This is a genomic window from Streptomyces sp. bgisy159 (genome assembly GCF_965341775.1).
Classification (GTDB): Bacteria; Actinomycetota; Actinomycetes; order Streptomycetales; family Streptomycetaceae; genus Streptomyces.
Genome location: NZ_CBDQZH010000037.1, coordinates 19746 through 40352, shown reverse-complemented (window position 1 = coordinate 40352; position 20607 = coordinate 19746). Strand labels below are relative to the sequence as shown.

Annotated in this window: 11 protein-coding genes; 8 read left to right on the top strand and 3 right to left on the bottom strand. The window is 76.2% G+C overall.

What is annotated here, in order from left to right:
- The first annotated feature begins 281 nt into the window (after positions 1–281).
- The 6 genes from ACSLTV_RS27825 to ACSLTV_RS27800 are packed head-to-tail and all read left to right on the top strand — an operon-like array spanning position 282 to position 15643.
- The gene (locus tag ACSLTV_RS27825; protein WP_435613079.1) at positions 282–7148 is read left to right on the top strand and encodes an SDR family oxidoreductase; all 6867 of its coding nucleotides are present in this window, start codon (positions 282–284) and stop codon (positions 7146–7148) included.
- A complete protein-coding gene (locus ACSLTV_RS27820; RefSeq protein ID WP_435613078.1) occupies positions 7145–12280 on the top strand; it encodes a beta-ketoacyl synthase N-terminal-like domain-containing protein in 5136 nt (1711 codons plus the stop codon). The genes ACSLTV_RS27825 and ACSLTV_RS27820 overlap by 4 nt, the downstream gene beginning before the upstream one ends.
- A complete protein-coding gene (locus tag ACSLTV_RS27815) occupies positions 12277–12585 on the top strand; it encodes an acyl carrier protein (RefSeq protein ID WP_432156746.1) in 309 nt (102 codons plus the stop codon). The genes ACSLTV_RS27820 and ACSLTV_RS27815 overlap by 4 nt, the downstream gene beginning before the upstream one ends.
- Positions 12586–12588: 3 nt before the next feature.
- Positions 12589–13386, top strand: a complete 798-nt coding sequence (locus tag ACSLTV_RS27810) for an alpha/beta fold hydrolase (protein ID WP_435613077.1) — start codon at positions 12589–12591, stop codon at positions 13384–13386.
- Positions 13383–14588: a glycosyltransferase gene (locus ACSLTV_RS27805; RefSeq protein WP_435613076.1), complete on the top strand. Its 1206-nt coding sequence runs from the start codon at positions 13383–13385 to the stop codon at positions 14586–14588. Before ACSLTV_RS27810 ends, ACSLTV_RS27805 begins: the two co-directional genes overlap by 4 nt.
- On the top strand, positions 14585–15643 hold the full coding sequence (locus ACSLTV_RS27800) for a class I SAM-dependent methyltransferase (RefSeq protein ID WP_435613075.1): 1059 nt from the start codon (positions 14585–14587) through the stop codon (positions 15641–15643). The genes ACSLTV_RS27805 and ACSLTV_RS27800 overlap by 4 nt, the downstream gene beginning before the upstream one ends.
- A 49-nt stretch (positions 15644–15692) precedes the next feature.
- Here the strand turns inward: ACSLTV_RS27800 and ACSLTV_RS27795 are convergent, their stop codons facing one another.
- Positions 15693–16544, bottom strand: a complete 852-nt coding sequence (locus tag ACSLTV_RS27795; RefSeq protein WP_432156750.1) for a polysaccharide deacetylase family protein — start codon at positions 16542–16544, stop codon at positions 15693–15695.
- Between the two features lie 299 nt (positions 16545–16843).
- Here ACSLTV_RS27795 and ACSLTV_RS27790 point away from each other — a divergent pair, with 299 nt between their 5' ends.
- Positions 16844–17188 (top strand): cupin domain-containing protein, encoded by a 345-nt coding sequence (locus tag ACSLTV_RS27790; RefSeq protein ID WP_432133429.1) that lies wholly within the window; start codon positions 16844–16846, stop codon positions 17186–17188.
- Between the two features lie 106 nt (positions 17189–17294).
- On the opposite strand, the gene ACSLTV_RS27785 is transcribed toward ACSLTV_RS27790, so the two are convergent.
- The gene (locus ACSLTV_RS27785; protein ID WP_432133430.1) at positions 17295–18296 is read right to left on the bottom strand and encodes a LacI family DNA-binding transcriptional regulator; all 1002 of its coding nucleotides are present in this window, start codon (positions 18294–18296) and stop codon (positions 17295–17297) included.
- A 122-nt stretch (positions 18297–18418) separates the two neighbouring features.
- Here ACSLTV_RS27785 and ACSLTV_RS27780 point away from each other — a divergent pair, with 122 nt between their 5' ends.
- A complete protein-coding gene (locus tag ACSLTV_RS27780) occupies positions 18419–19576 on the top strand; it encodes a Gfo/Idh/MocA family protein (RefSeq protein ID WP_435613074.1) in 1158 nt (385 codons plus the stop codon).
- On the opposite strand, the gene ACSLTV_RS27775 is transcribed toward ACSLTV_RS27780, so the two are convergent.
- Positions 19560–20591, bottom strand: a complete 1032-nt coding sequence (locus tag ACSLTV_RS27775; RefSeq protein ID WP_432156752.1) for a LacI family DNA-binding transcriptional regulator — start codon at positions 20589–20591, stop codon at positions 19560–19562. The two genes, ACSLTV_RS27780 and ACSLTV_RS27775, sit on opposite strands and share 17 nt — an antisense overlap.
- Between the last annotated feature and the right edge of the window lie 16 nt (positions 20592–20607).

Genomic DNA, 20607 nt, shown 5'->3' with positions numbered 1-20607 from the left:
CCGGAAAAGTGCGCCTGGATACGGACATGGGCCGACCGTCCGGCCGGATTTCTCCACGAGCTCGTGTTTCATCCGGCGGGAGCGGGAAAAGGGCCGGGCCGCGGCGAAAAGGAATTGGCCCGATTTCCGCCGCGGTGGCCGTGATCGGCCGCCTGACCGGATCGATGCGGCGGCTGACCTCGCGACTGTTGCTTCATTGACCAGCGAGTAACAAGCGGTCTACCTTTCAACGCGTTTCGCGCTAGCGCCTTTCCGTCAGTTTCACCTCGATTCGGAGAATCATGACGTCCGCTGTGCGTTCCGAGGATTTGATCATCGGCATCACTCCACTGGGTGAACCCGATCCGGGGCTCGCCCTGGCCGTGGGGCGCGCGGGCGGGCTGGGGGTGCTCGACCTGGGCGACGGCGACCGCGTGGCCCGTGCGGCGCTCGCGCGGCTGCGGGCCGCCGGCGAGGGGCCGTTCGGCGTCAGGGTCGGGGCGCGCTGCCGGCTCGGACCGGACGACCTGGACCCCGGCCCCCCGCGTACGGCGGTGCTGGCCCCGGACTCCGCCTGGCCGCTCGGTGACGCGCTCGCCCTGTTCCCGCGCGTACTGGTGGAGGTCACCGACCTGGCCGGCGCCCGCGCGGCGGCCGCGGCGGGGGCCCACGGGCTGATCGCGCGCGGCACCGAGAGCGGTGGACGCGTCGGGGAGTCGGGCACGTTCGTCCTGCTGCAACGACTGCTCGGCGAGCCGGAACTCGACCTCCCGGTGTGGGCGTGCGGAGGCATCGGCCCGCGCACGGCCGCCGCCGCGGTGGCCGGCGGGGCCGCGGGCGTGGTCCTCGACACCCAGCTCGCCCTGCTCGCGGAGTCGTCGCTGCCCGGGCCGGCCGCCGCCGCGTTGCGGTCCCTGGACGGCTCGGAGACGGTCGTGGTGGCCGGGCACCGGGTGCTGCGCCGCCGCGTCCCGGGTGCCGTTCGGCCACCGTCGGATCCGGCGGGCGTGGCCGTCCTGCTGGGCGCGCGGGACCCGGACACCCAACTGCTCCCGGTGGGTCAGGACGGTTTCCTCGCCGCCCGGTTCGCCGACCGGTGGGGGGACGTACGGCGCACGGTGCGGGCCGTGACCGACGCGGTGCGCGACGCCCTGCGGGACGCGGCACCGGCGCGGGCGCTCGGGCCGGACTCCCCGATGAGCCGGGCGCTCGGTACCCGGCTGCCCGTCGCCCAGGGCCCGATGACCCGGGTGAGCGACCGGCCGGCGTTCGCGGCGGCCGTGGCCGGCGACGGCGCGCTGCCGTTCCTCGCGCTGGCGCTGGCGGACGGCACGCGGACGCGGGAACTGCTGCACGACGCCCGTCAGGCGCTGGGCGACCGGCCGTGGGGGGTGGGGGTGCTCGGGTTCGCGCCGGAGGAGATCCGGGCCGCGCAACTGACCGCCGTACGGGAGATGCGGCCGACGCACGCGGTCATCGCCGGCGGGCGGCCCGCGCAGGCGGAGGCGCTGGAACGGGCCGGGGTGCGCACCTTCCTGCACGTGCCGTCGCCGGGGCTGCTGCGGCAGTTCCTGCGGGCCGGGGCCCGGCGGTTCGTGTTCGAGGGGGCGGAGTGCGGCGGTCATGTCGGTCCCCGGGCGAGCTTCCCGCTGTGGGAGGCGCAACTGGACGTGCTGGAGGAGCACTTCGGACGTGAGGGCGCCGACGGCGTAAGGGACGTGGAGGTGTTCCTCGCGGGCGGGGTGCACGACGAGCGGTCGGCGGCCATGGTCGCCGCGCTCGCCGCGCCGCTCACCGGACGGGGTGCCGCTGTCGGCGTACTGATGGGCACCGCCTACCTGTTCACCGAGGAAGCGGTCGTCCACGAGGCGATCCGGCCCCTGTTCCAGCGGCAGGTGATGGCCGCCGACCGCACCACACTGCTGGAGTCGGCGCCCGGTCACGCCACGCGGTGTCTGCCCAGTGCCTTCACCGCGGACTTCGCCGCGCTGCGGGCGCGGCTGCGCACGGAGGGCGTGCCCGAACGGCAGGTCTGGGAGGAGCTGGAACGGCTCAACGTGGGCCGGCTGCGGGTAGCCAGCAAGGGCGTGGCACGCGATCGGGCGGGCGGGCTCGCCCCGGTGGACGAGGAACGCCAGCTCACCGAGGGCATGTTCATGGCCGGGGAGGTGGCGGCGCTGCGCTCGGCGGCCACCACGATCCCCGAGCTGCACCGCTCGGTGACCACGGGGGCCGCCCACTTCCTGACCGAACGTGTCGCCGTGTTACGCCACTTGGCCGCGACCGAGCCACTGCCCGAGGCCCCGGCGCCGCTCGACATCGCCGTCGTCGGCATGGCCTGCATGTTTCCGCAGGCACCCGATCTGGCCACCTTCTGGGCGAACGTCGTCGGCGGCCGGGACGCCGTCACCGAGGTGCCGCCCGAGCGCTGGGACCCGGCCGTGCACCACGGCACCTCCACCACCTCGAAGTGGGGCGGCTTCCTGCCCCGCATCCCCTTCGACCCGCTGCGCTACGGCATCCCGCCGGCCTCGCTCGGCAGTGTGGAGCCGGTCCAGCTGCTGTCCCTGGAGGCCGCCCGGCGGGCCCTGGAGGACGCCGGGTACGGCGACGGGGGCCGGGGCTTCGACCGGTCGCGCGCCTCGGTGGTGTTCGGCGCGGAGGCCGGCAGCGACCTGTCGAACGCGGCGACGCTGCGGGCCGTACTGCCGGCCTACTACGGCCGGGTCCCCGACGGCCTGGACGGGCAGCTGCCCCGGCTCACCGAGGACTCCTTCCCCGGCATGCTCGCCAACGTGATCTCCGGGCGGATCGCCAACCGGCTCGACCTCGGCGGCGCCAACTACACCGTGGACGCCGCCTGCGCGTCGTCGCTGGCCGCCGTGGACGTCGCCTGCAAGGAACTCGCCGCGGGCACCAGCGACGTGGTGCTGTGCGGCGGCGCCGACCTGCACAACGGCATCAACGACTATGTGCTGTTCTCCTCCGTGCACGCCCTGTCCCCGACCGGCCGCTCCCGCGCCTTCGACGCGTCGGCGGACGGCATCGCGCTCGGTGAGGGCGTCGCCTGCGTCGTCCTGAAGCGGCTTGCGGACGCCGAGCGGGACGGCGACCGGGTCTACGGGGTGATCAAGGGCGTCGGCAGCTCCAGTGACGGCCGCTCCCTCGGCCTGACCGCGCCCCGTCCGCAGGGCCAGCGGGCCGCGCTGGAACGCGCGTACCGCAACGCGGGGATCTCCCCGGCCGACGTGGGTCTGGTCGAGGCGCACGGCACCGGGACGGTGGTCGGTGACCGCACCGAACTGGCCGTCCTCAGCGAGGTGTTCGACGCCGCCGGGGCGCGGCCGGGCAGCTGCGTGCTCGGCTCGGTCAAGTCGCAGATCGGGCACACCAAGTGCGCCGCCGGGCTGGCCGGCCTGATCAAGACGGTGCTCGCGCTGCACACCGGCGTCCGGCCGCCCACCCTGCACGTGGAGCGCCCCAACGCGGCCTGGGACGCGGACGGCAGCCCCTTCGTCTTCCACGACGGGGCCCGGCCGTGGGCGGTGCCCGCACGCGAACGGGTCGCGGGCGTCAGCGCGTTCGGATTCGGCGGCACCAACTTCCACGTGGTGCTGAGCGCCCACGACGGCGGTGTGCCGCCGGTGCGCGGCCTGGACGTCTGGCCGGCCGAGCTGTTCCTGTTCCGGGGCCGCGACGAGGCGGCGGCGCGCCGGGCGGCCGAGGAACTGCTGACGGCCGCCGCGGCGGAGGGCCGGCCCTGGCGGCTGCGCGACCTGGCGCTGGGCGCGGCCCGCCGGGCGGACGCGGGCACCGGGCCGGTCCGGATCGCGGTCGTCGCCACGGACGTCGACGACCTGACCGGCAAGGTGCGCCGGGCGCTGGCCGGTGAGCACGACCCGGCCCGCGGTGTCCATCTGGCCGAGGCACCCCTCGACGGGCAGGTCGCCTTCCTCTTCCCCGGACAGGGCAGCCAGCGCACCGGCATGTTCGCCGACCTGTTCGTCACCTTTCCGGAGCTGCACCACTGTCTGGAGCTCGGTCGGGACCACGTCGGCCCGCTGTATCCGCCGGCCGCCTTCGACGACGCCGCCCGGGAACGGCAGCGGGCCGCACTCACCGACACCCGGGCGGCGCAGCCCGCGCTCGGCATCGCCGGGCTCGCCGCGCACTGGCTGCTCGGCGCCGCCGGGGTGCGCCCCGACATGGCGGCCGGGCACAGTTACGGCGAACTGGTCGCCCTGTGCGCGGCCGGTGCCCTCGACCCGGCGACGCTGCTGCAGCTGAGCGCGGACCGGGCCGCGGCGATCCTCGCGGCCGCCGGGGACGAACCGGGCGGCATGGCCGCGGTACCGGCCGGTGCCGAGTCGGTCGCCGCCGCGCTCGGCACGGCCGGCGCGCCGGACACGGTGGTCGTCGCCAACCGCAACGCGCCCGACCAGACGGTGATCTCGGGCCCGTCCGACGACCTGGCCGAGGCGGTGCGGCTGCTGCGTGCGGCGGGGCTGCCGGCCCGGCCGGTCCCGGTGGCGTGCGCCTTCCACAGCCCGGTGGTCGCCGGGGCCGGGGACCGCTTCGCCGAGGTACTCGCCGAAGTGCCGGTACGCGCGCCCGAGTTCCCCGTGTGGGCGAACCGTACGGCGGCCCCGTACGCGGCCGACGCGGACGCGGTGCGGGCCGGCCTGGCCGCGCAGATCGGCGCGCCGGTGGCCTTCGTGGAGCAGATCGAGGCGATGTACGCGGCCGGGGCGCGGCTGTTCGTGGAGGCCGGACCGGGTTCGGTGCTGACCCGGCTGGTCGGGCGGATCCTCGGGGACCGCCCGCACCGCACGGTGGCCTGCGAGCCCCGGCCGGGCGACGGGCTGCGCGGCTTTCTGGACGCCCTCGCGCGGCTGGCCGTCACGGGGCAGCCGGTGCGCGCCGAGTGGCTGCTGCGCGGCCGGGACGCCGTGGACGCGCTGACCGCGCCCGCGCCGCGGCGGCCCGGCTGGACGGTGGACGGTCAGCTCGTCAGGACCGCCGCCGGAGACCTCCTGCCCGGTGCGCTCGCACCGGCCCGCCGAGTCGTGGAGAGCAGGGAGACGACTGTGACGACCAACCCCCCACCCGGCGTCCCGTCCGACCGGGACGCCCTCATCGCCGAGTTCCTCCGCACCAGCCGGGAGATGATCGCCGCCCAACGGGACGTGCTGCTCACGTACTTCGGGGCGGCGCCCGCGGCGGCCGTCCCCGGGCCGGGCACGGTGGTCCAAGCGGCCGAGCCGGTGCCGGTGGCGCAGGCGCAGCCGCTCCGGCCGGTGCCGCCAGAGCCGGTTACCGCCCATGGGGCCCCCGACACCACCCACATGACCGACACCGCCGACAGTGACAGCAACAGCGGCACCGGCACCGAGGACGTCCGGCAGGTCGTGCTGGAGATCATCAGCGAGCGCACCGGATACCCCGTCGACATGATCGAGCCGGATCTGGATCTGGAGGCCGACCTCAGCATCGACTCCATCAAGCGCGCCGAGATCGCGGGCGAGCTGGCCCGGCGGCTCGGGGTCGGCAACGGCGCTGACCTGACCGCGCTCGACGACTCCGAGGTGGAGGAGCTGGCCGGGGCACGTACCGCGGCGGCGGTGACCGACTGGCTCACGGCGCGGCTGGACGCACCGGGTCACGCCGCGTCCACGGCCCCGGTACCGGTACCTGAAGTGACCGTTGAGGCACCGGAAGTGGCCGGTGAGGCGCCGCGCCGGCAGGTGCTGCGGCCCGTGCTCCTCCAGGAGGCGGGCGGTACGCCGGACCCGGCCGCCGTGCTGGCCGGGACCCGCTGGGCCGTCCTCGGGGACGGCGGCGCGGCCGGGGCCCGCCTGACCGCGTACGGCGCCGACGTCGTCGTACGCGACGCGCGGCACGTGCTGTCGGACGCGGACGGGCCCGTGGACGGTGTGCTGTACCTCGGCGCGCTCACGGCCGACGGACCGCCGGTGCTGCCGGACGCCTTCCCCGTGCTCCGGGCGGCCGTGCTCGGCGAACCCCGGTGGCTGCTTGCCGTCGGCTCGCTCGACGGCACGGCGGCCGTGGGGCTGCCGGGGCTGTTCCGGACCCTGGCCCGGGAGTACCCGGGGACGGTCGCCCGGCTCGTCGACGGCGGGGACGCCCCGCTCGCCGACACGGTTCTCGGCGAGATCACCGCCGGCGACCGCACACCGGTGGTGCGGCGCACAGCGACGGGCCGGCACGGCTTCGAGCTGGTCGAGGCACCGCTCGGGGCGCTGGGCGACAGGGGTGCCGGGCCGGCCGGGGACGGTGCCGCGGAGGCGGCGGCGCTGGGCCTGGACCAGGACGCCGTGCTGGTGCTCGCGGGCGGGGCGCGGGGCATCGCCGCGCAGTGCGCCCTCGCGTTCGCCGCGGCGTCCCGCTGCCGTCTGGAGCTGCTGGGCAGGACGCCCGCCCCGGACGGCCCTGAGGACGCCGGCACGGCCGCCGCACGGACCCCGGCCGAGCTGCGAGCGGCGCTGGCCGCGCGGGGCGGACTGACGCCCTCGGACATCCACCGCGCGGCCGAACTGCTGCTGGCGCAGCGGGAGATCGCCGCCACGCTGGCGGAGGCGGCCGCGCTCGGCAGCCGCGTCCGCTACCGGTCGGTCGACTTCCGGGAGCCCGAGGCGGTGCTGCAGGCGGTCAAGGAGATCCACGCCGAGCACGGCCGTCTCGACGGGGTGGTGTACGCGGCGGGGGTGATCGAGGACCGGCTGATCACGGAGAAGACCCCGGAGTCCTTCCAGCGGGTCTACGGCACGAAGGCGGCCGGCGCCCGGGCCCTGCTCACGGCCTTGGAGGAACTGCCCGAGGGGCCCGCCTTCACCGTACTGTTCGGCAGCGTCGCCGCCGTGCTCGGCAACCGTGGCCAGGCCGACTACGCGGCCGCCAACGACGCCCTCGGGTCGCTGGGCGCGGCGTGGGCGGCCCGGACCGGGCACCGGGCGCTGACCGTGCACTGGGGGCCGTGGGCGCCCGCCGCCGGGCACGCCGGGATGGTGGGGCCGGAGCTGGCGCGGGAGTACGCGCGGCGCGGCGTCCGGCTGATCGACCCGCAGGAGGGCACCGCCGCGCTGCTGCGCGAGCTGGCCTGGGGCGATCCGTCCGTCACCGCCGTCGTCCACACGGTGTCGGGCTGGTGACCGGCGAGGTGACCGGCCGTCAGGTGCCGGTGGCCGTCGTGGGGATGGCGGTGCTGCTGCCCGGAGCCGACGGCCTGGAGGCCTACTGGCGCAATCTGCGCGACGGCGTCGACGCGATCGGCGAGGTGCCGGACGGGCGGTGGGACGCGGACTACCACCGGCCCGGCAGTGCCGGTGAGGCGCCGGCCGCGGACCGGGTGTACTGCCGGCGGGGCGGCTTCGTGGACGCGCTGGCCGAGGTGGAGGTCACCCGGTTCGGGATCATGCCGGCGTCGGTGCCGGGCACCGAGCCGGACCAGTTGATCGCGCTGCGGGTCGCGGCCGCCGCGCTCGCCGACGCGGGCGGCCCGGACCGGCTCCCCGACCGGCGGCGGATCGGCGTCGTCCTCGGCCGGGGCGGCTACCTCACGCCCGGTCTGGTGCGGCTGGACCAGCGGGTCCGGACCGCGGGCCAGCTGGTACGGACGCTGGGCGAGCTGCTGCCCGACCTGACGAGCGCCCAACTGGACCGGGTGAAGCGGGCGTTCACCGAACGGCTGGGTCCGGACAGCCCCGAGTCGGCGATCGGGCTGGTGCCCAACCTGGCCGCCTCCCGGGTCGCCAACCGACTCGATCTGCGTGGCCCCGCCTACACGGTGGACGCGGCCTGCGCGTCCTCGCTGGTCGCCGTGGACCAGGCGGTCGGCGCCCTCGCCGGCGGGCGCTGTGACCTGATGCTCGCCGGTGGGGTCCACCACTGCCACGACATCACCCTGTGGAGTGTCTTCTCCCAACTGCGGGCCCTCTCCCCCAGCGAGCGCAGCCGTCCCTTCCACCGTGACGCCGACGGCATCCTCATCGGCGAGGGCACCGGTGTGGTGGTGCTCAAGCGGCTGGCCGACGCGGAACGGGACGGCGACCGGGTGTACGCGGTGATCCGGGGCACGGGCGTGGCCGGCGACGGCCGGGCGGCCGGACTGGTCACCCCGGACCCCGGCGGTCAGGCGCGGGCGGTGCGCCAGGCGTGGGAGGCCGCCGGGCTCGATCCGGCCGCGGCCGGTTCGGTCGGCCTGCTGGAGGCGCACGGCACCGCGACCCCGGCGGGTGACGCCGCCGAACTCGCCACGCTCGCCGAGGTGTTCGGTGCCGGGGACGAGGACGGGGAGCGGGCGGTCATCGGCTCGGTGAAGTCGATGATCGGGCACACCATGCCCGCCGCCGGGGTGGCGGGGCTGGTCAAGGCCGTGCTCGCGCTGCACCACCGCACCCTGCTGCCGACGCTGCACTGCGACGACCCGCACCCGGCGCTGGCCCGCACCCGGTTCCGTCCGCTCGGCACGGCGGCCCCCTGGGAGACCGGTGCGGGGCGGCCGGTACGGCGGGCCGCCGTGAACGCGTTCGGGTTCGGCGGGATCAACGCGCACGTGGTGCTGGAGGAGGCGCCGGGTGCCGTCGGCGCCGCCGCCCCGCTGCGGGTGACGGAGCCCGAGCGGGTGCTGGTGCTCGCCGCCGACACCCCCGACCGGCTCGGCGCGCTGCTGGACGGCGACGACAGCACCGTACGGGCCGCGGGGCTCGACCCTTCGCGCCCTCGTCCGGCGGGGCGGGTCCGGCTCGGTGTCGTCGATCCGACGGCCGAGCGGCTGGCGCTGGCGCGGCGCGCGGTCGCCAAGGGGCGGCCCTGGCACGGGCGCGGCGACGTGTGGTTCCGGCCGGAGCCGCTGCTCGGCGGCGCGGGCGGCGGCCGGGTGGCCTTCGTCTTCCCCGGTCTGGAGGGCGACTTCGCGCCGCGCGTGAACGACGTGGCGGCCCACTTCGGGCTGGCCCTGCCCGCCCTGGGCCGGGGGCCTCGGGAAAGCGGTGGGGTTCCGGAGTCCGCGCGGCACGGGAGGCCCGGGGCCGGTAGCGGTACGGGGCAGGCGTCCGGGACGACCGGGGTGGCCGACCCCTTCGAGGGCGCCCCACCCGGCGGCGCCCCACCCGGCGGCAGGCGGCCGGACTCCGGGGCGGACGGCGGGCGGGCTGCGGCCGGGGCGGACGGCCGGTCAGGCTCCGGGACGGGCCGGGACGCCGGCGCGCGGGACGACGGCGGTGACCTGGGCCGGCACGGCTTCGGGGTCGTCGCCGTGGGCCGCCTGCTGGACGCCGCGCTGCGCCGGGCCGGGATCGTGCCGGACGCGGTGGCCGGGCACAGCGTGGGCGAGTGGACGGCGATGGTGGCCGGCGGCATGTACGACGGGGCCGAGGTCGACGCGTTCATGGCGGACTTCGACCCCGAGGCGCTGTCGGTGCCGGGGCTCGCCTTCGGCGCGCTCGGCGCGTCCGCCGAGCGGGTGGCGGCGGAGCTGCGCGACGGCGGCTGGACCGGGTCCGGCCTGGTGCTGTCGCACGACAACGCGCCCCGGCAGTCGATGGTGTGCGGCCCGGACGCGGCGGTGGCGGAGTTCGTGCGCGCCTTCCGCGCCCGGGGGGTGCTCGGCCAGGTGCTGCCGTTCCGCTCCGGTTTCCACACGCCGATGCTGGCGCCGTACCTCGGGCCCCTCCGCGAGGCCGCCGCCGGGTTCCGGCTGCGCCCGCCGACGGTGCCCGTCTGGTCCGGCACGACCGCCGCGCCCTTCCCTTCCGGTGAGGCGGACGTCCGGGCCCTGTTCCTGCGGCACCTGCTGGAGCCGGTGCGTTTCCGGGAGTTGTCGCAGGCGCTGTACGCCGCCGGCCACCGGGTCTTCGTCCAGGTCGGGCCCGGGCAGGTGGGCTCCCTCGTCGGCGACACCCTCGGCGGCCGGGACCACCTGGTCGTGGCCGCCAACTCACCCCACCGGTCCGGGCTCGCGCAGCTCCGCCGCGTGATGACCGCGCTCTGGACGGCCGGGGCCGGGGTGGCGCCCTCGCTGCCGCCGGCGGGCGGTGCGGGCACCTCCGCGGGCCGAGCGCCGGTACGCCTGAACCTCGACGGCGCGCTGGTGTCGCTGGCCCCGGAGTCCCTGGCCGAGCTCCGGCGGGAGCTGGCCGCGGCCCGGCCGGCGGCCCCGGCCGCGCCACGAGCGGACGCCGAGGGGCGGGTCGCGCCGGCCGCCGCACCGGCCGGCGGCGTTCCCGCGCGAGCGGCGGCCCCCACCTCGCCTCCCCGCGCCTCGATGCCTCCCGCCCCGCGGACGGGAACCACCACCGTGCCGGCCGGGGACCCTCTGGGGCAGGCGGTCGGCGGCCCGGCCCTGGAGGGGCTGGCCGCGCGGTTCCCGGTCGCCGCCGAGCTGGACGCGCTGCTGCGGGACACGGCGGACACGGCCGCCGCGCTGATGTCCGCGGCGCGGGACGCCACGGCCCGTGACTACGCCGCGCCGGGTACCGCGCGAGCCCCTGGCGGACCGCCCGGTGCGGCGGTACCGCCCGGCGCCCCGGCCCCCGCCCCGCCGGGCGGTACCGTGCCTTCCCCGGCCTCCCCCGCCCCCACCGGACGGTCCTCCGCCGCACCCGGGGGCGCCGTCCCGACCGGCACCGCGCCGGCCGGGACCGCCCCGCCCTTCGCCGCTCCCACCGCACCAACCATCGCCGGCCCGCCCGCCCCGGGCGCCCGCCCGTCCGGTGGGCCGGGCTCGTGGCGCGACACCGTGCGGGTCTCGCCCCAGACCATGCCCTACCTCCTGGACCACTGTTTCTTCCCGCAGCGGCCCGGCTGGCCGGACGTCGCCGACCGGTGGCCGGTGGTACCGGCGACGACGATCGTGGACCTGATGACGCGGGCCGCCGGGCGGGCGGTGCCGGGGCGGGTGGCGGTCGCGGTGCGCGGGGCGCGGTTCGAGGAGTGGCTGACGGCCACGCCGGCCGTGGACGTACCGGTGACGGTGACGCCCGAAGGCGGAGACCGGTTCGCCGTCTCCTTCGGCCCCCGGGCGCGGGCCACCGTCGAACTCGCCGACCGCCACCCGGCCCCGCCTCCCGTGCCCTGGCACACCGATCCGGCGACCGAGCGCGCGCCCGACCACACCGCGGCCCAGCTGTACACGGACCGCTGGATGTTCCACGGACCGGCGTTCCAGGGCGTCAGCGCGCTCACCGCGATCGGCGAACGGCACGTCCGCGGCGTGATCACCACGCCGTCGGCGCCCGGCGGCCTGCTGGACAACGTCGGCCAGCTCCTCGGCTACTGGATCATGGCGACCTGCACGGAGCGCACGGTGGTCTTCCCCGTCGGGATGCGGGAGATGCGCTTCCACGGACCGCATCCGGCGCCCGGCACGGACGTGGACTGCCTGGTGCGGATCACCACGCTCACCGACGCGCTGCTCGAAGCCGATGTCCAGCTCACCGTCGCGGGCCGGGTCTGGGCGGAACTGCGCGGCTGGCAGGACCGCCGGTTCGACAACGACCCGACCACCCGTCCCGTGGAACGCTTCCCGGAGCGCAACACCCTGTCCGAGGTCCGGCCGGGCGGCTGGACGCTGCTGCACGAACGGTGGCCGGACCTCGCCTCCCGGGAGCTGATCATGCGCAACTCCCTGGGCGGCGCGGAGCGTTCGGAGTACGCGGCGCATCCCCCGCGCGGCCGCCGGCAGTGGCTGCTGGGCCGGATCGCGGTCAAGGACGCCGTCCGGCGGTGGCTGTGGGACCACGGGGAGGGCCCGGTCTTCCCGGCGGAACTGCGGGTGTCCAACGACGCGGCGGGCCGGCCCCGCGTCACCGGGGTCCACGGCCGCCGGCTGCCGCCGCTGGACGTGTCGCTGGCCCACCGCGCGGAGGCCGGCGTGGCGATCGTCCGCCCCCGGGTGCCCGGCCGCCGACCCGGCATCGACATCGAGGAGGTCGTCGACCGCCCCGCGCAGACCGTCGCCACCGCGCTCGGCCCGGGCGAGATCCGGCTGCTGGACCGGCTGAGCGCCGCCGACGGCGCGTCGCGGGCGCTGTGGTTCACCCGTTTCTGGGCGGCCAAGGAGGCGGCCGCGAAGGCGGAGGGCACCGGATTCGGCGGCCGGCCGCGGGACTTCGCCGTACGGGACGCCACTCCGGACGGGGCCGTGCTGACCGTCTCGGGCCGCCGGGCCGGCGCCCACCCGGTGCGCTGCGCGCCGGCCGTCAGTCCGCCCCGGCTGCCGCCGCGCGAGTACGTCGTCGCGTGGACCACCGGCGCCGCACAGGAGGAGGAGTACGACCGATGAACCCCGTCACCGCCACCGAGGAGGCGGTCCTCGCCGACGTCACGGGCATGCTCGCGCGTCTGCTGGAGGACGAGTACGGCGTCGACGACGTCGAGATCGGGATGCGCACGACCTTCAACCGGGACCTGGAACTGGAGAGCATCGACCTGGTCACGCTCGCCGGGCTGCTGCAGGAGCGCTACGGGGACCGCGTCAACTTCGCCGAGTTCCTGGCCGGGATGGACCTCGACGAGATCATCGAGCTGACCGTGGGACGGCTCGTCGAGTACGTGGTGACCAGCCTGAAGGCGCTGGAGGCGAGCTGACCGATGACGATGGTCGACACCGGACGGCTGCGGACGCACGTGCAGCGGATCGGCCCGCGCGGCGGACCCACGGCGGTCCTGGTGCACGGGCTCCTCACCGACAGCCTCGCCAGCCACTACTTCACCCTGGGACCCACGTTCGCCGCCGCCGGCCTGGACGTGGTGATGTACGACCTGCGGGGCCACGGCCGCAGCGAGCGCACCGCCGGCGGCTACACCCTCGATGACGGCGTGGACGACCTGACGGCGCTGCTCGACCGGCTGGCGCTCACCGGCCGCCCGGTGCACCTGGTCGGCAACTCCTACGGCGGGACGATCGCGTTCGGCTACGCGACCCGGCACCCGGAACGCGTCGCGAGCCTGTCCCTCGTGGAGTCCGAGCCGGCCACCGCCGCCTGGGCGGTGAAGCTGGGCGGCATCCTGGAGCGGGTGGTGGGCGAACTGGCGCACCGGGAGTCGGACACGCTGGACTGGATCGCCGCGCACCGGGGCCACCACACCGCCCGGCTCGCCAAGGGCGCGGCCCGGCTGGCCCGGGAGACCACCCTCGGCCGGGACATCCCCGCCAGCCGCGTCCTGACGGAACGGCAGATCCGCTCCGTGCGCTGCCCGGTGCTCGCGCTGTACGGCGGTGACTCCGACCTCGCGGCGCTCGCGCCCTGGCTGGCGGGGCTGCTGCCGGACTGCCGGACGGTGGTGATCCCCGGGCACGAGCACTCGGTGCTGGTGGAGGCCGCGGAGGTGGTGGGCCGCCATGTGCTGGCGCTCATCCGTGAGTCGGACGGGTCGGCCGTCCGGTGAGCCGGTTCCTGTTCGTGGTGCCGCCGCTGGTGGGACACATCAACCCCCTGGTGGGGGTGGCCGCGCGACTGGCTGAGCGCGGGCATCGGGTGGCCTGGGCCTGCCCGGACCCGGGGCTGGTGGCCCGGCTGGCGGGCCCCGGCGCGGTCGTCCACCCGTGCGCGGGCCCCGCGCACGGCGGCGACCCGGCTCGGCGGCCGCCGGATCTGCGCGGTCCGGAGGCGCTGCGGTTCCTGTGGGAGTGGTATCTGCTGCCGCTGGCCGAGGCGATGGCGCCGGGGGTGCGGGCGGCGGTCGAGGCGTTCCGGCCGGATGTGGTGGTCGCCGACCAGCAGGCGTTCGCGGGGGCGCTGGTCGCGGAGCGGCTGGGGGTGCCGTGGGCGACCTCGGCGACCACCACCGCCGAGCTGACCGACCCGCTGGCCGGGCTGCCGAAGGTGCGGGCCTGGGTGGAGGAGCGGCTCGCGCGGCTGCGGCGCGCGGTGGGTGACCCGTCGGGGGCCGCCGACCCGCGGTTCTCGCCGAGCCTTCTGCTGGCCTTCAGCACACCGGAGCTGGCCGGTCACGTCGAGGGGCGCGCGGTCCGCTGGGTCGGCCCCTCGATCGACGCGCGCCCCGTGGCCCCCGGGTTCCCCTGGGAGTGGCTCGACCCCGGCCGGGCGACCGTGCTGGTGACGCTGGGCACCGCGAACGCGGATGTGGGCGGGCGGTTCCTCGCGCTGTGCCGGGACGTGGTGCGGGAGCGCGCCGGCCGGGCGCAGGCGGTGATCGCCGACCCGGGCGGCACGCTGGCCGCGGAGGGCTCCGGCGGCTCCGGCGGCTCCGGCGGCTCCGGCGAGGACGTGCTGGTCGTCCCGTCGGTGCCGCAACTCGCGCTGCTGGAGCGCGGGGTGGGGGCGGTGGTGTGTCACGCCGGGCACAACACCGTCTGCGAGGCGCTGTGGCACGGCGTGCCGCTGGTCGTGGCGCCCGTCCGGGACGACCAGCCCGTGGTGGCCGCGCAGGTGGTGGCGGCGGGGGCGGGGGCTCGGGTGCGGTTCGGCCGGGTGGGTGCCGCGGGACTGGGCGCGGCGCTCGACACGGTCCTGCACGACCCCGCGTACCGGGCCGCCGCCGGGCGGGTCGGCGCGGGATTCCGCGCGGCGGGCGGAGCCCCGGCCGCCGCGATCCATCTGGAGCTACTGGCCCGGGAGTCCATATGAGCGACGACGAACGGATCGGCGCCCTGCGCCCCCGCTACCGGGCCGACCTCGCGGCCGGTGTCGGGCGGTTCTTCGCACCCCGGCGCGCCGACTGCCCGTGGTGCGGCTCGGACCGGCTGGCGACCCGGCTGCGCACCACCGACCTGCTGCAGCACAAGCCGGGCCGGTTCACGCTGGACCGGTGCGGGGCGTGCGGGCACGTCTTCCAGAACCCGCGGCTGAGCGAGGCGGGACTGGAGTTCTACTACCGCGACTTCTACGACGGGCTGGGGGAGAAGAAGCTCGGGAACACGTTCGGCGGGCGGACGGCAATGTACCGCGCTCGGGCCGAGGCGCTGCTGCCGTACGATCCGGCGCCCAAGTCCTGGCTGGACGTCGGCACCGGGCACGGGCACTTCTGTGCCGCCGCGCGGGAGGTGCTGCCGGGGACCGTGTTCGACGGGCTCGACATGACCGAGGGGGCCGAACTCGCCGAGCGGGCCGGGCGGGTGGAGCGCGGGTACCGGGGCGGCTTCCCGGAGCTGGCGGGTGAGCTGGCCGGCCGGTACGACGTGGTGAGCATGTTCCACTGTCTGGAGCACAGCACCGATCCGGGACGTGAACTGCGGGCGGCGCGGGAGGTGGTGCGGCCGGGCGGGCATCTGCTGATCGAGGTACCGGATCCGCAGAGCCGGTACGCGCGGCTGCTCGGGCGGTGGTGGCTGCCGTGGCTGCAGCCGCAGCATCTGCACCTGGTGCCGGTGGGCAATCTGCGGGAGCGGCTGGCCGCGCTGGGGTTCACGGTGGTGGCCGAGCAGCACCGGCAGGCGCACGACCCGGTGGATCTGCTGGCCGCGGTGTGGCTGGCGCTGGATCACATCGCCCCGCGCGAGGACGCGCCGTGGCTGGAGCGGCGGCCGGGACACGTGCGGCGTGCGGTGCGGGCGGGGCTGCTCCTCGCGGGGGTTCCGTTCCTCGTGGCGGCGACGGTGCTCGACCGGCTCGCGGCGCGGACGGTGGTCGGGCCGCTCGGGTTGTCCAACGCCTACCGGCTGGTGGCGCGCCGGGACGGCTGAGCGCGACCGCCGTCGCCGGCGAGAGGGACCGGGGAACGCCGGGCGCGAGTCAGAGGTAGTCCTCCAGGCGGGCCACGGTGAAGCCCTGTTCCCGGATGTGCCGCAGCAGGTGGGCCGTCATCTCGGTCATCGTCGTGCCCTTGAGTTCCGAGGGCCCGCGGAAGTGCGCCAGGATGATGTCGCCGGGCCGGAGTTTCCCGCCGGGCAGCTGGTACCGCATGTTCGTGATCTGCATGGACTCGCGCCACAGCACGATCGCCTCGACGCCGCAGGACGCGGCGGCGGCCCGGGTGTCCTCGTTCCAGTTGCCGTAGGGCGGCCGGAACAGCCTCGGCACGGTGCCGTAGTGGTCCTTGAGCTCGCTCTGCTGGCCGCAGATCTCCCGCTTCTGGGCGGCGGCGTCCAGGGTCCGCAGGTTCGGATGGGTCAGCGTGTGGTTCTGGACGCCGTTGCCGAGGGTCTGGAGCCGCTTGAAGTAGCCGTAGTCGGAGCGGATGGCGGCGTCCGTGAGGAACATCGTGAAGGGAATGTCCAGTTCGCGCATCATCGTCACGAAGCGGGGGTCCTTCTCCGCCCCGTCGTCGAAGGTGAGGAAGACGATCTTCTCCTCGGTGGGTATCTCGCTGATCACCGGTACCCGGCTGCCGTCGGCCCCGGGGCGCACCGGCTTGGTGGCGGGCGGGGCGGGCGGGACGGCCAGCGGTTCGATGCCCCACTTGCGGTAGGCGGCCTCGACGGCCGCGCGGTCGGCCGCGGCGCCGTCTGCGGGGTCCGGGGGCACCACGGGCCGGTTCGGCGCGCTGGGCCCGGGAGCGGCGGACGGCTCGGCCGTGCAGCCGGTCGCCGATGCCGCCGCCACCAGTGCGCAGGCCAGTATCGCCCGCCTGATCCGCCAGTTCATGGTGGTGCCCCCATGCCGTGCCCGCTCGACGCCCTGTCCCCCTGCTTGATGCCGAACGGGCGTACGGGGTTCCATCACCCTTGCGGACCCCGGCGGGCGGGTCCGCTGACCCGCCGCGCGGCCAGGGACCGTCGGCGTCCGGGCGCGGACGGTCTCCCCGGTCGGCCTCACCGCGGGCCGCGGTCGCGGCCCGCCCGGCGGGTGCCGGGGTACGCCGCGACGTTGTGTCGGCTCGGTGCCCGGTATCCCCCACACTGTGTCCACGCCCGCGCCCGGCCCGTTCGCCCTAGGGTCGCCGCATGACGCACAGCTTCGCCCTGCACATCGCCGACGCCGACCTGGAACCGGAGCCGCTGGATCCCGCCCAGATCGTCTCCGGGTCACCGGAGGTGAGCGGCAAGGTGGTGTGGGAGTCGCCGGACGGCGGTCAGCTGCGCGGCATCTGGCAGATCACGCCCGGGGTGGTCACCGACACCGAGGCCGACGAACTGTTCGTGGTGATCAGCGGCTCGGCGACGATCGAGGTGGCGGACGGGCCCACCCTCACCGTCGGGCCCGGCGACATGGCGGTCCTGCGCGCCGGCGACCGCACGACGTGGACGGTGCACGAGACGCTGCGCAAGGCCTACGCGATCACCCTCTGAGGGGACGCCGGACGCCCCCCGGACCGCACGCCGCCGGGTCCGCCCGCCTCTCGCGGACCGCACGCCGCCGGCTCCGCCCGCCTCTCGCGGGCCACCGGGCGCCGGCTCACCCGCCCACCGGCGCCGTCGTCCCGCGGATCTCCAGGGTCGGCGCGGCCAGGTGGAGGCGCCCCTCTCCCCCAGGCCGTTCCAGCCGGTCCAGCAGGCAGCGGGCGGCGTGGCGGCCGACCTCGTGGCCGGCCGGGTCGACGGTGGTCAGCCACAGGTGGCGCAGCCGGGAGATGCTGGTGTTGTCGTAGCCGACCACCGACAGGTCGTGCGGCACCCTGAGGCCCAGGTCCTCCGCCGCCGACAGCACGCCGACGCAGGCCATGTCGTTGACGGCGAACACCGCGGTGGGCCGGTCGGGGCGGCCGAGCAGCCGGACGGCGGCGCGGTGACCGCCCTCCTCGGTCATGTCGCAGGCTTCGGTCACCACCCGCCGGCCCGGTCCGTGCGCCCGCATCGCCGCCTCGAAACCGCGCCGCCGCAGCGCGCCGACCGCGCCGTGTCCCGCGAGGTGGGCGATCCGGCGGTGGCCCAGCCCGAGCAGGTGCTCGGTGGCCAGCCGCGCCCCCTGTTCGTCGTCGTCGGCGACCACGTCCACGCCGGCCGGCACGGCCTCGCGCGCGCCCGCGACGACCACCGGCATCCGCGCCGCGACCGTGTCCAGGGCCGTCAGGTCGGGCAGGGTGCCGACCACCACCAGGCCGTCGGCCTGGACGTCGAGGAACGGCCCGGCGAGATCGTGGCCGACCCGGCGGGCGAGGCGGGCGTCGGCGAGCAGCATGTGCAGTCCGCTCGCGTGCAGCAGCGAGTTGAGGCCGTCCAGCAGATCGACGTACCAGGGGTTGCGCAGGTCGTCGAGGAGCACGCCGACGGTGCGGGTGCGCTGCTCGCTCAGGCTGCGGGCGGCGGCGTTGGGCCGGTAGCCCAGCTCGCGCACGGCCTCCAGCACGGCCTGCCGCTTCTCCGGGCGCACCTGCTCGGAGCCGCGCAGCACGAGGGAGACCAGGGACTTGGACACTCCGGCCCGGTCGGCCACGTCGCGGATGGTCGGCGGTCTCATGGTTGTGGACCGTTCCATGGCCGCGACGCGTTGTCAAAGGGCGGTGGAAGCCTTGACATGCTGGCGAAAGTGCCCGCAGGGTGACCCGGACAGGTAGTGGACCGGTCCAAAGAGGGGCTGTCATGGTGGATGAGCTGGGTGTCGCCGTCGTCGGGTTCGGCTGGATGGGCCGGGTGCACACCCAGGCGTACGCCCGCGTGCCGCATCACTTCCCGCTGCCGGCCCTGCGTCCGCGGCTGGTGGCCGTCGCCGAGGAGGTGCCGGGGCGCGCCGAGGAGGCCGCCGAGCGGTACGGCTTCGCGTCGGCCACCCGGGACTGGCGGGAGGTGGCCGCCGATCCGCGGGTCCAGGCGGTCAGTGTCACCGCGCCGAACTTCCTGCACCGCGAGATCGGCGTGGCGATGGCCGCGGCGGGCAAGCACCTGTGGATCGAGAAGCCCGTGGGTCTGACCGCCGGCGACGCCCGCGCCGTGGCGGACGCGGTCGCCGCGGCGGGCGTGTGCGGCGCGGTCGGCTTCAACTACCGCAACGCGCCCGCCGTGGAGCGGGCCCGCGATCTGATCGCCGCGGGCGAGCTGGGCCGCGTCACCCATGTCCGCATCCGCCTGTTCAGCGACTACGCCGCCCACCCGGACGGTGCGCTGACCTGGCGCTACGAGCGGGAGCGCGGCGGCAGCGGGGTCCTCGGGGACCTCGCTTCGCACGGCGCCGACCTGGCCCGCTTCCTGCTCGGTGACATCGCCGCGCTGACCGCCGACACCGCCGTCTTCCTGCCGGAGCGGGCCCGCCCGGCCGGCGCCACCGCGGGCCACACCCTCGCCTCGGGCGGCGAGCGGGGGCCGGTGGAGAACGAGGACTACGTCAGCTGCCTGCTGCGCTTCGCGTCCGGTGCGCGCGGCGTGCTGGAGGCGTGCCGGGTGTCGGTCGGCGAGCAGAACAACTACGGCTTCGAGGTGCACGGCACGAAGGGCGCGGTGTTCTGGGACTTCCGCCGCATGAACGAATTCGGCGTCAGCCTCGGCACCACCTACCAGGACCAGCCGGTCAGCACCGTGTACGTGGGCCCCGGCGACGGCGAGTACGGCGCCTTCCAGCCGGGCGCGGCCAACGCCATGGGCTACGACGACCTCAAGGTGATCGAGGCGTACCGTTTCCTGCGCTCGATCGCCGAGGGCGTCCCGCACGGGGCGACGCTCGCGGACGCCGTGCACAGTGCCGCCGTACTGGACGCGATGGCGCGGTCCGCCGAGACGGGCGGCTGGGTCACCCCTCAGGCATAGCGGGCAGGTTGTAGGGCGTGACCACCTGGATGGCCGACGGCAGGGTGGGCCCGGCGGGCGGCAGCGCGCCGTGGGCGCGCATCACCAGGTGGCAGGCCTCGCGCATGTCCTGGCGCAGGTCGTGGTGGAGGACGGCGGACAGCCGGTGCTCGCGCAGCAGGCGGGTGTTGTCGTGGTCGAGGTCGTGGGCGACGAACACGGCGCACGTACGCCCCAGGTCGGCGAAGGCGCGCAGGGTGGCGATGTTGCCGCCGCCGATGGAGTAGACGGCGCCGATGTCCGGGTCGCGTTCGAGGGCGGCGCGCACCAGGTCGTACTGGGTGGTGTCCAGGCCCTGGCCCTCGGTGATCTCGACGAGCCGGCGCTCGGGGTGGCGGGCCCGCATGACGCCGCGGAATCCCATCTCGCGCTCCTCCTCGTTGCGGAAGAAGCCGCTGCTGAGGCTGGTGAGCACATGGCCGGGCCGGTCGCCGAGCCACTGGCCCATGAGGTACGCGGCGGTGGCGCCGGCGGCCCGGTTGTCGCTGCCGACGTAGCCGACGCGGGCGCTGGCGGGCAGGTCGGTGACCAGGGTGACCACGGGGATCCCCGCCGCGGCCAGCCGGCCCACGGCCGCGCCGATCTCGGGCACGTCGGGCGCCTTGAGGATCACACCCTGGGAGCCGCGCCGCGCGATCCGGTCCAGGGTCCTGACCTGCTCGGCGGCCGGCCCGGTCTCGCGGAAGTGGAAGCGGGAGCGCACCACCGCCGGGTGCAGCGACGGCAGCTCGGCCTCCAGCGCGGTGCGCACGGCGGTGGTGAACCGCTCGGGCGCCTGCATGACGATGTCGACCATGAAGGTACGGCCCACCAGGCGGACCTGGGTGCGCTGCCGGTCCAGGTCGGCGATGGCGCGGTACACCTCCCGCGCGGTGGACTCGCGCACCCCGCCCCGCCCGTTGAGCACACGGTCGACGGTGGCCTCGCTCAGACCCGCCTGACGTGCGATCTCACGGATCGGGAAGGGATGGCCCACGGCTGACTCCTGGCTG